Below are 13,054 nucleotides of genomic sequence, written 5' to 3'. Positions count from 1 at the left end.
GCCTAGATGAAAAAGCAAGTTCGGGAACAGCTGAAGCAGCAACTGAAAGCCGACCGCCAGGTCGTCATCGCCGCCTTCCACGCCGATGGCAAGCCTGAAAAACTGCTGCGCAGCCTGCGCCACAGCGTCGATGGCGTGCTGGCGCGCGCCTGGCAGGAAGCTGGCTTGCCGCCAGGCACGGCCCTGGTGGGCGTGGGTGGCTATGGCCGCGGCGAACTGTTTCCCTATTCCGACGTCGACCTGCTGATACTGCTGCAACAGGCGCCGGACCCGGCCACGCAGGAAAAGCTCGAGGAACTGGTGCAGCTGCTGTGGGACCTGGGCCTGGAAATCGGCCACAGCATCCGCACGGTCGATGAATGCCTGGTCGAGTCGAAGGCCGACATCACCGTGCAAACCAGCCTGCTCGAAGCGCGCCTCGTGTGCGGCAACGCCGAGCTGTTCGCGCAGCTGCAGCAGCGCTACGACGCGGCGATGGACCCGCAGGCGTTTTTCCAGGCGAAGACGGCGGAAATGCGCCAGCGCCATGCCAAGTATGAAGACACGGCCTTCAGCCTGGAACCGAATTGCAAGGAAAGCCCGGGCGGCCTGCGCGACTTGCAGGTGATCCTGTGGGTAGCCAAGGCGGCCGGCCTGGCCAATTCCTGGCGCACCCTGGCCACGGGCGGCCTGATCACCCTGACGGAAGCGCGCCAGCTGATGGAAAAGGAGCGCGCCTTCAAGGATATCCGCGTGCGCCTGCACCTGCACGCGGGCCGCCGCGAAGACCGCCTCGTGTTCGACGTGCAGACGGCCATCGCCGAATCGCTGGGCCTGCAAGCGACGGGCAGCGGGCCGCACATGCGCCGCGCCAGCGAATTTCTCATGCAGCGCTATTACTGGGCCGCCAAGACGGTGACCCAGCTCAACACGATCCTGCTGCAAAACATCGAAGCCCGCCTGTTTCCGCAAGACGATGTGCCCGTGCCCATCAACGCGCGCTTCAATGAGGTCAACAGCCTGATCGACATCAGCGCCGACGATACCTTCGAGCAAACCCCGTCGGCCATGCTGGAAATCTTCGTCCTGATGACGGAGCGTCCGGCCCTGAAAGGCATGACGTCGCGCGCCACGCGGGCCCTGTGGCACGAACGCTTCAAGATCGACGCCGCGTTCCGCCAGGACCCCCTCAACCGCGCCCTCTTCCTGCGCATCATGCAGGCGCCCGTCGGCATCATTCACGCGCTGCGGCGCATGAACGAGATGAGCATCCTCGGGCGCTACCTGCCGAATTTCCGCCGCATCGTGGGCCAGATGCAGCACGACCTGTTCCACGTGTACACGGTCGACCAGCACATCCTGATGGTGGTGCGCAATATGCGCCGCTTCACCATGAGCGAGCACGCGCACGAATATCCGTTCTGCAGCCAGCTGATGGCCGATTTCTCGCAATCGTGGCTGCTGTACGTGGCGGCCCTGTTCCACGACATCGCCAAGGGCCGCGGCGGCGACCATTCCAAGCTCGGCGTGGCCGACGCCACCCAGTTCTGCCAGGACCACGGCCTGTCGGCCGAGGATACGGAACTCATCGCCTTCCTGGTGGAAAATCACCTGACCATGTCGCAAGTGGCGCAAAAGCAGGACCTGTCCGACCCCGACGTCATCGCCGCCTTCGCCAAAGTGGTCAAGGACGAGCGCCACCTGACGGGCCTGTACCTGCTGACGGTGGCCGACATCCGCGGCACCAGCCCGAAAGTATGGAATGCGTGGAAGGGCAAGCTGCTGGAAGACCTGTACAAGATCACCCTGCGCGTGCTGGGCGGCGAACCGCACACGGCCGACCGCGAGCTGAAGAACCGCCAGCAGGAAGCGCTGGCCACCTTGCGCCTGTACGGCTTGCCGCCGGACGCGCATCTGAAACTGTGGCAGCAGCTCGACGTCGCGTATTTCCTGCGCCACGACGCCTCCGACATCGCCTGGCAGACGCGCTCGCTGTATGACAAGCTCGACAGCAAGTTGCCGGTGGTAAAATGCCGGCTGGCGCCCATCGGCGAAGGCTTGCAGGTGGCCGTCTATATTCCCGACCAGCCCGACCTGTTCGCGCGCATCTGCAGCTATTTCGACCGCAAGAACTTCAGCATCCTCGACGCGAAGATTCACACGACACGCAATGGCTATGCGCTCGACACCTTCCTCGTCACCGAGCAGAACTTCGCCAAGAGCTATCGCGACATCATCAGCCTGATCGAGCACGAGCTGGGCGAACTGCTGCAGTCGCAGGCGCCGCTGCCGCCGCCGGGCAAGGGACGGCTGTCGCGCCTGTCGCGCACCTTCCCCTTCCAGCCGACCGTGGACTTGCGGCCCGACGAAAAGGGCCAGTACTACCTGCTGTCGGTGGCCGCCAACGACCGCACGGGCCTGCTGTACTCGATCGCCAATGTGCTGACCAAGTACCGCATCAACCTGCACACGGCCAAGATCATGACCCTGGGCGAACGGGTCGAAGACGTCTTCCTCGTCGACGGCCCCGCGCTCAACAATGCCCGTAACCAGATATTGCTGGAAACCGATTTACTCGATGCGCTGAACGTCTGAAGCTTTCCGCGCAGCGCCTACTCTTATTGATTTAGTGAAACACAGACCATGACCGAAGAATTATTACGCCTGTCCAAACGCATGTCCGAACTGGGCCTGTGCTCCCGCCGCGAAGCCGATGAATGGATCGCGCGCGGCTGGGTCCGCGTAGATGGCAAAGTGGTGTCCGAACTGGGCAGCAAGGTCTATCCGAGCCAGCGCGTCACCGTGGAACGCCAGGCGGCAGCCGAACAGTCGAAACGCGTCACCGTCCTCATCAACAAACCGGTCGGCTATGTCAGCGGCCAGGCCGAAGATGGCTACACGCCCGCCGTGGCCCTGATCAAGGCCGAGAACCGCTGGGCGGAAGACCGCAGCCCGGAACAGTTCCACCCCACGCAGCTGCGCAGCCTGGTGGCGGCTGGCCGCCTGGACATCGATTCCGTCGGCTTGCTGGTGCTGACGCAGGATGGCCGCGTGGCCAAGCAGCTGATCGGCCACGATACCGATATCGACAAGGAATACCTGGTGCGCGTCAGCTACACCAAGGGCGGCACCCTGCCCGACAGCGAATTGAAAAAGCTCAACCATGGCCTGTGGCTCGATGGCAAGCCGCTGCTGCCGGCCAAGGTGCGCTGGCAAAATGAGGATCAGCTGAGCTTTACCTTGCGCGAAGGCAAGAAACGCCAGATCCGCCGCATGTGCGAAGCCGTCGGCCTGAAAGTGCTGGGGCTGAAACGCGTGCGCATCGGCAAGGTCAAGCTGGGCGACCTGCCGACGGGCCAATGGCGTTATCTGAGCGCCGACGAACAGTTTTAATGGTAGCAGATCAAGATGGCATGCCGCGTGGCATGCCAGACTACACAAGTAGCAGGAATATAGTGGCACAAGGATAATTATTGTGATTTGCTTAGCAAATATTGCCCTGAACCTATACACTATTCCCCATTAGAACAGAAGAGATACGCCGTCGTGAACGATCCCATTCCCAATCCCCTGCGCAAAGGCGCGCCCAGCCTGGCTGACGTGGCCGAGCCGATGGCGCCCGGCACCAAGCCGCACCACATGAGCGACCCATGGGATATCGGCGAAACCCTGTGCAGCCTGGCTGATAACGGCGACGCCATTTCCATCTATCCCACGGAGGGCGAAGACGTCATCATGGCGCGCATCCTGTCGGTGGACGATGACTTGCCGCAATTCGTGCTGGAACTCAATGAGGGCGCCACCCTGCCCCCGGGCGGTGCCACCTTCGTGTCGTGGGTGCAAAGCGCCAAGCTGCAATTCACCATCAATGGCGAATGGCAAGCCTATCCCGAACGGCCCAACGTCTACCTGACGAACTTCCCCAGCCATTGCCTGGTGCTCGAGCGGCGCGAATCGACGCGCCTGGAAACGCCGCTGGGCGTGTACTACCTGGCCGCCTTCGTGCTCGAAGGGCGTCCCTACGAATTGCAGCTGTATGATTTTTCCGCCGGCGGCATCGGCATGCGCGCCCACCCGCGCGATACGGTCGGCCTGTACGTGGGGCGCAAGCTGTCGCGCGTGCGGCTGGAGCTGGGGCCGGACAAGGTCATGATCGCCGACCTGGAAATCCGCCTGTCGCGCACCTTCCGCTCCTTCCTGCTGGGCGAGCAAGTGCAGATCGGCTGCCGCTTCCTGAACTTGTCGGTCGCCATGCAGGAAGAATTGAAAATGCTGCTCGATAACATGGGCAGCGGACGCAAGGTACGCTAGGTGCGCTGCACGCATGAAAAATGGCCGCCCAGCTGATGCTGCGCGGCCATTTTTTGTTTAACAGCCAAAGTCACGAGGCGCCTGAAAAACGTTCAGGGCAAGGCGCATTGCCGAAGACAGTACGAATAGTACGGCGAGGCAATGCAACGCCGCCATGGACGTTTTCTCAGGCGCCGATCAATCGTCGTCGTTCGGGTCCAGGTCCGGAAACATCACTTCCGTAAATCCGAACTGCGTGAAGTCGACGATACGCATCGGATACAAAATGCCGTGCAAGTGATCCACCTCGTGCTGCACCACGCGCGCGTGGAAGCCGTCGCAGTCGCGGCTGATGGGCTGGCCGAACTGGTCGACGCCTTCATAGTGCAGCTCGCTCCAGCGCGGCACGCTGCCACGCAGGCCGGGCACGGACAGGCAGCCTTCGAAGCCCTCTTCCTTGCGTTCCGACAAGGGCGTCAGCACTGGATTGATCAGCACGGTTTCCGGCACTTGCGGCGCATCGGGATAGCGCAGGTTCTGCTTGAAGCCATAGATCACCAGCTGCAGGTTGACGCCGATCTGCGGCGCCGCCAGGCCCGCGCCATTGGCCGCGTGCATGGTGTCGAACATGTCGGCGATCAGCGCATGCAGCTCGGGCGTATCGAATTCACGTACCGGCTCGGCCATGCGCAGCAGGCGCGGATCGCCCATCTTTAAAATTTCACGTACCGTCATTTGATATCCAGTGTCGATTGCAGTTCTTGCAGGTACAGGCGGAAGGCGGCCCCCGTTTCCGGATGCTTCATGCCCATCGCCGTCGTGGCTTTCAGGTAGCCGAGCTTGGAGCCGCAGTCATAGCGCTGCCCCGTATAACGGTAAGCCAGCACGCGCTCTTCGCGCATCAGGGCGGCGATGCCGTCCGTCAGCTGGATTTCGCCGCCGGCGCCCGTGCCCAGGTTTTCCAGGTGGTCGAAGATGCGGCTGGTCAGCACATAGCGGCCGACGACGGCCAGGGTCGATGGCGCCTCTTCCGGCGCCGGCTTTTCCACGATGGCCGACACCAGTTCCAGGTCGGGCTGGTAATGCTGGGCGCTGACGATGCCGTACTGCCGGGTTTCCGCGCGCGGCACATCCTGCACGGCCAGCAAGGAGCAATTCTCATACTGGAACACATCGGCCATCTGCGCCAGCACGGGGCGCATGCCGTCTTCCACATCCATGAAGTCGTCCGCCAGCAGCACGGCGAACGGCTCGTCGCCGATCACGGGGCGCGCGCACAGCACGGCATGCCCCAGGCCCAGCGGCGCCGACTGGCGGATGTAGATGCAGTTAATGTGCTTGGGAATGACGTTTTGCACCATTTCCAGCAACTGGCGCTTGCCGGCCGCTTCCAGCTCCGTTTCCAGCTCATAAGCCGTGTCGAAATGGTCTTCGATGGCGCGCTTGTTGCGCCCCGTGATGAAGATCATTTCCGTGATGCCGGCCGCCACCGCCTCTTCCACCGCATACTGGATCAGCGGCTTGTCGACGATGGGCAGCATTTCCTTCGGTTGCGCCTTGGTGGCAGGCAAGAAGCGGCTGCCCAGGCCGGCGACAGGAAAGACTGCTTTTCTGATTTTCTTCATGGGTCTATCTGCAAAATATTGAATGTATACCGATGACCGTGGATCATGAGCGCGCTATTCCTGTGCCAGCAAGGCCAGCAGGCCGGCTTCGTCGAGCACGGCCACGCCCAGTTCCTGGGCCTTGGCCAGCTTGCTGCCGGCATCCGCACCGGCCACGACAAAGCCGGTTTTCTTCGACACGGAACCGCTGACCTTGCCGCCGGCCGCCTCGATCAAGGCGGCCGCCTCGTCGCGGCCCATGGTGGGCAAGGTGCCCGTCAGGACGAAGGTCTTGCCGTCGAGCTTGCCACCGGCGGCTGGCAGCTCGGGCAATTGTGACAGCAATTCAGTACGCAAGGCGTCCAGTTGACCAAGCAGCGCGACATTTTCTTCCGTCGCCAGCCAGGCGGCCAGCGCTTCGGCCACGGCGGCAGGCAAGCCCGCGTGGAAGCTGGCGCCCTGCGCGGCCAGGCTGGCCAGCGTCACGCCCCGCTCCACCAACTGCTTGCTGCGCGGCTCCGTCAGTTTCGGAATGCCTAGCGCGGCCAGCAACTTCGTTTGCTCGAGTTGCGTGCGCAGCTTGGCGCTGGGCGCGTGTTCTCCCTGCGGCGTGACGCCGGCGGCCAGCAAGGCATCGAGCGCCTGCTGGTTTTTCGCTTCGGCAAAGAAATCGGCGATCGATTCAGCCACGGTGCCGCCGATATCGGGCAGCACGCGCAACAGGGCCGCCGGCGCCCGCCGCACATAATTCAGGCTGCCGAGCCACTCGGCCAGGGTCTTCGCCGTCGATTCGCCCACATGGCGGATGCCCAGCGCAAACAGGAAGCGTTCGAGCGGCGGCCGCTTGCTCGCCTCTATGCCCGCCAGCAAGTTTTCCGCCCATTTGGTGGGAATCTTGCCTTGTTGCACCGTTTCCGGCGTAGAACCATCGCGCTCATCGGCACGCAGCTTCATTTCCAGCAATTTGTCCAGGGTCAGGCTGTACAGGTCAGCCAGGCCATGCACGTATTCGAGTTCGACCAGGGTATCGATATAACGTTCCCCCAGCCCCTCGATATCCATCGTGCGCCGGCCCGCGAAGTGGCGGAATGCTTCCTTGCGCTGGGCCGAGCAGAACAGGCCGCCCGAGCAGCGGGCGATGGCCTCGCCCTCTTCGCGCACCACGTGCGAACCGCACACGGGGCATGCTTCCAGCATCTTGAACGGCAGCGGCGCCGGTTCCGGACGCTTTTCCAGCACCACGGCCAATACTTCGGGAATGACGTCGCCGGCGCGGCGCACGATGACGGTATCGCCCACGCGCACATCCTTGCGCAGCACTTCATCTTCATTGTGCAAGGTGGCGTTGGTCACCGTCACGCCGCCGACCGACACGGGCGCCAGGCGCGCCACGGGCGTCATGGCACCCGTGCGGCCCACCTGGATGTCGATGCCCAGCACCAAGGTCAATGCCTCTTCGGCGGGGAACTTGTGCGCCAGCGCAAAGCGCGGCGCGCGCGAGACAAAGCCCAGCTCCAGCTGGTCTTCCGTGCGGTTCACCTTGTAGACGACGCCGTCGATTTCATACGGCAGGGCGGGACGCCGCGCGCCGATATCGGCGTAGTAATCGAGCAAGCCCTGCGCGCCCTGCACCACCTTGCGCTCCGACGAGACGGGGATGCCCAGGGTTTCGTACCAGTCGAGCAAGGCCGAATGCGAGGCTGGCATGGCGGCGCCGTCGAGGGCGCCGATGCCATACGCATAGAAACGCAGCTTGCGCTGGGCCGTGATGCGCGAATCGAGCTGGCGCAGGCTGCCGGCCGCCGCGTTGCGCGGGTTGGCGAATTCCTTCTGGCCCGCCTCGCGCTGGCGTTCATTCAGCCGGGCAAAATCGGCCTTGAACATCATCACTTCGCCGCGCACGTCGAGCAGCGCCGGCACATTCTTGCCATGCAGGCGCAGCGGGATGCCGGAAATGGTGCGGATATTCGCCGTCACGTCCTCGCCCGTGGCGCCATCGCCGCGCGTGGCCGCCTGCACGAACAGGCCGTGCTCATAGCGCAGGTTGATGGCCAGACCGTCGAATTTCACTTCGGCCGCATAGGCGACGTCGGCACCGTCGAGGTCCAGGCCCTCGCGCACGCGGCGGTCGAAGTGGACGATATCGTCCTCGGAGAAACCATTATTGAGCGACAACATCGGCACCGCGTGCGTGACTTGCTCGAATTGCGGCAAGGGTGCTGCGCCCACACGCAAGGTGGGCGAATCGGGCGCGCGCAGCTCGGGGTGGGCCGCCTCCAACGCTTGCAGTTCGACAAACAGCTTGTCGTACTCGGCGTCGGGAATGGTGGGATTGTCGAGCACGTGGTAGGCGTGCAGGTGCCGGTTGAGTTCGGCGGTGAGTGCCAGGACGCGCTGGGCGGCATTGCGCGCGGCAGCGTCCTGGTTGGTCAGATCAGTCATTGTTGCGGGATTCTTCAGCTAAATAAACGCATGGCGCGGGTGGAACCGGCGGGAATGTCGGCCGCCTCCATTTCCTGGTAAAACTCCTGTACCTGGCCGGCGATCTCGGCCAGCGCCGCATCGGACAGGGCCTGGTTGTAATCGTCAACGATGGTCGCGTCCAGGCGGCCCACCAGCGCGCGGGCGCAGGCGATCATGGCGCCGAAGCCGTCGCGCGCGGGCGCCACGCAGGGCACGTCCAGCAGCAGGGTCAAGCGGGGCGTGGTTTCCTCGGCCAGGGTGACGTTGGTCGACAGCGAGAACAGGAAACCGCCGTCGCCGTCGGGCATGACGAAGCGGCCATCGGGACGCACGTCGAAGCCTTGTTTCTCCAGCGCAAGCAACAAGGTGGAAATGGCCCACGGCGCGCCGTTGGTGTGCAGGTTCACGCCCAGCTGGGCATCGTGGCCGGCAACAAAGCGGTGCAGATTGCGCGCTTCGGCCATCACTTCCATCATGTCGGGCACTTCCGGCTCGGCGCCGATGTCGTCAGCCACGCCGCGCAGGCGCGTGACCAGTTCCGAGTACTCGAGTTCGTTCAAGGCCGTGCTGCGGCTGGCCAGCTGCACGCCGCCCTGCATCTTGGTATAGACACCGCCATGCGTGATCGGTTCCCAGTCGCCATTCACGTGCAAGCCGATGAAATGCACGGGCTTGTTGCCCACCAGACGCAAGGTTTGCAGCACGGGCAGGATCTTGTCGCCGCGCACAGGCGCTTCCAGCGACAAGGGCAGCAGGCAGTCGATCAGCGGGTCGACCAGGCTGGTGGCCTGTTCGCTGGCCGCGCTCACTTCCTGCACGGGCGGCGCGGGTGGCGCGGCCACAGGAGCAGGCGCGGCCGGCGCGTCGCCCAGCGACGGTTCCGCATGCACGGGCGCGTCGGGCACGGCGGCCGGCGGCGGCGCGCCGAACGACGGCTCGGCCTTGGCGGACGGGGCCGCATCGAAGCGCGGTTCCTGGCGCAGCACCGGTTCCTGGGATTCCACGGCGGGAGCGTCGCCATCGCGCATCAGCACGTCGTCATGGTCGGTGGAAAAAGCCCGCTCCACGCTTTTCTTGGCCTTGTATTCCTGCCATTTGTTGTACGAGAAAACGCCGACGATAAAGACGCCGCCGGCGCCGAACAAGGTAATTTGAAGGTCTGTCATGCTGCTTGTGCCTCGGTAGCAAAATTTGCGGCGGACTCCATGTCCACCGCCACGATGCGCGATACGCCCTGCTCCTGCATCGTCACACCGATCAATTGATGGGCCATTTCCATCGCAATCTTGTTATGCGAAATGAAAAGGAATTGGGTCTGGTCGGACATGCGCTTGACCATGCGGCAGAAGCGTTCCGTGTTCGAATCGTCCAGCGGTGCATCGACTTCGTCGAGCAGGCAGAACGGCGCCGGATTCAGGCGGAACATGGAAAACACCAATGCGGTCGCGGTCAGCGCTTTCTCACCACCCGACAACAGGTGGATGGTGGCATTTTTCTTGCCAGGCGGCTGTGCCATGACTTGTACACCGGAATCGAGAATCTCGTCGCCCGTCATGGTCAGTTTCGCCTGGCCGCCGCCAAACAGAATCGGGAACAGCTCGGAAAAGTGGTGATTGACCTTGTCGAACGTGTCTTGCAACAAGTCGCGCGTTTCCTTGTCGATCTTGTGGATCGCGTCTTCCAGCGTGTTGATCGCTTCCGTCAGGTCGGCATTCTGGGCGTCGAGGAAATTCTTGCGCTCGGACGCCTGCGCCAGCTCGTCGAGCGCGGCCAGGTTGACGGCGCCCAGCGATGTGATGGCATTCGTCAGCCGCGTCACTTCGCCCTGCAAATACGATGGGCGCATGTCCGGATGCAACTTTTCCGTCAGGGCGGCCTCGTCGGCGCCCGACTCCAGCAGTTGCTGGGCAAACTGCTCCTGGTTCAGGCGCGCGGCCTGTTCCTTGAGCTGCATTTCCATGATCTTGTCGCGCTGCGGCTGCAGGCTGCGTTCCGACTGCGTGCGCGCATCTTCGGACAGGCGCAGCTGCTGCGTGATCTGGTCCAGTTCATGGCGCGCATCGGCCAGCGCCCGCTCCTGCGTCGTGCGGCGCTCGAGCAGATCCTGCAAGCCGTCGGCGGCCGCGCCGCTTTCCAGGCTGGCCAGTTCCTGCTGGCCCGCCTGCAGGCTGTCCGTCACCTGCTGCGCCTGCGTACTGGCCGTGGCGATGTTGCGGCGCAATTCCTCGATCTTCGCGCGGTGGGCTTTTTCCGCGTATTCCGTATCCTTGGCGGCCCGTTCCAGGTCGCGCAAGGCTTCGCGCGCCTCGGCCAGCCGCTGCTCCTTCTGCAGGAAGTCCGTGTGGCCGTCTTCGTGCGCTTCCTGCAAGTTGCCCAGTTCCATGTCCAGCTGTTCGAATTTCTCTTCCGATTCCAGCTTGGCCTGCATCTGTTCCGCTTCCTGCGCGGCGATCTCGGCCAGGTCCGCGCCGATCTGCGTGCTGCGCTGGTTGAAACGCGCTTCCACTTCGGACAGTTTCACCACGTCCAGTTGCAGCGTATGCACGGAAGACGTCAGCTGCTGTATGCGCAAGCGCAAGTCCGACAGGTTGCGCGTCAAGGCTGCCACGGCAGCGTCGGCCCTTACGGAACGGGCGCGCGCCTCTTCGGCCAGCAATTGCTGCGCGCGTAATTGTTTACCGATATTCTCGATTTCCTGCTGGCGGCCCAGCATGCCTTCCTGCTCCGAATCGGCCGCATAGAAGCGCACGCTGGTGGCCGTGACGACATGGCCGGCGCGCGTGACGAAATAGCCGCCCGGCGGCAATTTGCCGCGCTCGGCCAGTGCCTCGGCCGCGTCTTCCACGGCATAGGCGTTGTACAGCCAGTCCTGCAGCAGGCCGCGCAAGCCCGGATCGTTGAGTTTCAGCAAGTTCAGGAACGGTTTCAGGCCGGCGATTTCCGGCACCGGCAGCGGCGCCACCGTCGACGGCGCGTACAGGGCCAGCTTGGCCGGCGGCGCGTCCGCAAAGAAGGCCTTGGCCCAGTCGATATTCGACAGTTGCAGGGCCGACGTGCGCTCGCGCAAAATCGATTCCATGGCCGCTTCCCAGCCCGCCTCGATCTGCAGTTTTTGCCACAGGCGCGGCAAGGTGTCGAGCTCGTGCTTTTTCAGCCACGGCTGGACCTTGCCCTGGGTCTGTACGCGTTCCTGCAATTGCTTCAAAGCGGAAAGGCGCGCTTCCAGCTGGGCGTTGGCGGCTGTTTCTGCATTGACCTGCGTTTGCGCCTCGGCGCGCTCCTGCTCGAGCTTGGGCTGCTGTTCCAGCGCCTCTTCCAGGTAGAATCCCTGCTCTTCCAGCGCCTGCTGCTTTTCTTCCAGCTGCAGCTTCAGGTTTTCCAGGTGGCTGCTGTCGGGCAGGCTCAGGCTGTTCTTTTCCTGCTGCAGGCGCTCGCGGCGCGTCAACAGGCTGGCCAGGATGTTCGAGGCATTGCGCTGGTGCGCCGATTCCAGTTCCAGCTGCTGCTGTGCCTGCATGATCCTGGCCCGCGATTCCGTGCTCTTGTTTTGCGCGGCGCGCCAGGCGGCATCGAGCTCGGGCAATTGCTCGCCCTTCTGTTCGGCCATCATTTGCGACTGTTCCACCTTCGCGGCCAGCTCTTCGAGGTGGAATTCCGCCTCTTCGATCTGTTCCTGGTATTCGCCGCCCTGCTGCGTCCACTGGTCGCGCTGGGCCGTCAGGGTGGCCAGCTGCGCCTGCAGGCGCGCGCGCGATTCGATGACGAACTTGATCTGCGCTTCCAGGCTGCCGATTTCCGCATTCGTCTGGTACAGATGGCCTTGCGCCGTGTGCAAACGGTCGCCCACGGCAAAGTGCGCCTGGCGCATCTGTTCCAGGGTCAGCTCGACATTGCGCAGCTTGGCCGTCTGCTCTTCCAGGTCCGTCTGCGCCTGTTCCACTTCGCGGAAATAACGCGTCTGCTCGTTTTGCGCCTCGTTCTTGCGCAGCAGCCAGAGCAGTTTCTGCTTTTCTTCCTGGTCCGCCTGCAAGGCGTGGAAACGCGTGGCCACGGCCGCCTGCGCTTCGAGCTTTTCCAGGTTGGCATTGAGTTCGCGCAAGATATCTTCCACGCGCAGCAAGTTTTCGCGCGTGTCCTGCAAGCGGTTTTCCGTCTCGCGGCGGCGTTCCTTGTACTTGGAAACTCCGGCCGCCTCTTCCAGGAAGACGCGCAACTCCTCGGGGCGCGATTCGATGATGCGCGAAATCATGCCCTGGCCGATGATGGCGTAGGCGCGCGGGCCGAGGCCCGTGCCGAGGAAGATGTCCTGGATGTCGCGCCGGCGCACGGGCTGGCCGTTGATGTAATAGGTGGAGGTGCCGTCGCGCGTCAAGGTGCGCTTGACGGCGATCTCGGCATACTGGCCCCACTGGCCCGACGCCTTGCCATCGTTATTGTCGAACACCAGTTCGACGGAGGCGCGCCCGGCCGGCTTGCGGTGGGTGGAACCGTTGAAAATGACGTCCTGCATCGACTCGCCGCGCAATTCGGACGCTTTCGATTCGCCCAGCACCCAGCGCACGGCATCGATGATGTTCGACTTGCCGCAGCCATTCGGCCCGACCACGCCCACCAGCTGGCCTGGCACCTGGAAATTGGTGGGATCGACGAAAGACTTAAATCCCGACAACTTGATGGAAGAGAGACGCACGTGTTTTAGAGTTCCTGGCCTATGCTGG

At 63.4% G+C, this 13,054-nt stretch carries 8 protein-coding genes; 3 read left to right on the top strand and 5 right to left on the bottom strand.

The features are described from left to right. The first annotated feature begins 6 nt into the window (after positions 1-6). From AC1RDJ_RS14380 to AC1RDJ_RS14370, 3 genes are all read left to right on the top strand, one after another. A complete protein-coding gene (locus AC1RDJ_RS14380; RefSeq protein WP_493027791.1) occupies positions 7-2,574 on the top strand; it encodes a [protein-PII] uridylyltransferase in 2,568 nt (855 codons plus the stop codon). A gap of 48 nt (positions 2,575-2,622) precedes the next feature. Continuing rightward, positions 2,623-3,372 carry a pseudouridine synthase gene (locus tag AC1RDJ_RS14375; RefSeq protein ID WP_034752263.1) on the top strand — a complete coding sequence of 250 codons (750 nt, stop codon included), beginning with the start codon at positions 2,623-2,625 and terminating at the stop codon, positions 3,370-3,372. Positions 3,373-3,525: 153 nt separating this feature from the next. Continuing rightward, positions 3,526-4,290: a flagellar brake protein gene (locus AC1RDJ_RS14370; protein WP_083411866.1), complete on the top strand. Its 765-nt coding sequence runs from the start codon at positions 3,526-3,528 to the stop codon at positions 4,288-4,290. 177 nt (positions 4,291-4,467) lie between these two features. On the opposite strand, the gene def is transcribed toward AC1RDJ_RS14370, so the two are convergent. Genes def through smc form a run of 5 tightly spaced genes read right to left on the bottom strand, consistent with a single transcriptional unit; the run spans position 4,468 to position 13,026 of the window. Further along, the gene (gene def / locus AC1RDJ_RS14365; RefSeq protein ID WP_071324029.1) at positions 4,468-5,004 is read right to left on the bottom strand and encodes a peptide deformylase; all 537 of its coding nucleotides are present in this window, start codon (positions 5,002-5,004) and stop codon (positions 4,468-4,470) included. Continuing rightward, positions 5,001-5,894 (bottom strand): UTP--glucose-1-phosphate uridylyltransferase GalU, encoded by an 894-nt coding sequence (gene galU / locus AC1RDJ_RS14360; RefSeq protein WP_071324030.1) that lies wholly within the window; start codon positions 5,892-5,894, stop codon positions 5,001-5,003. Before galU ends, def begins: the two co-directional genes overlap by 4 nt. A 54-nt stretch (positions 5,895-5,948) precedes the next feature. Continuing rightward, a complete protein-coding gene (ligA, locus tag AC1RDJ_RS14355) occupies positions 5,949-8,315 on the bottom strand; it encodes an NAD-dependent DNA ligase LigA (RefSeq protein ID WP_493027789.1) in 2,367 nt (788 codons plus the stop codon). A gap of 14 nt (positions 8,316-8,329) precedes the next feature. Further along, on the bottom strand, positions 8,330-9,502 hold the full coding sequence (locus AC1RDJ_RS14350; RefSeq protein WP_493027787.1) for a cell division protein ZipA C-terminal FtsZ-binding domain-containing protein: 1,173 nt from the start codon (positions 9,500-9,502) through the stop codon (positions 8,330-8,332). After that, the gene (gene smc, locus AC1RDJ_RS14345) at positions 9,499-13,026 is read right to left on the bottom strand and encodes a chromosome segregation protein SMC (protein WP_493027786.1); all 3,528 of its coding nucleotides are present in this window, start codon (positions 13,024-13,026) and stop codon (positions 9,499-9,501) included. Before smc ends, AC1RDJ_RS14350 begins: the two co-directional genes overlap by 4 nt. Positions 13,027-13,054: the final 28 nt, after the last annotated feature.

The organism is Janthinobacterium sp. GW822-FHT07H10, assembly GCF_058798675.1.
The sequence above is the reverse complement of the archived record's forward strand: the minus strand, read 5'-3'. Positions and strand labels throughout refer to the sequence as shown.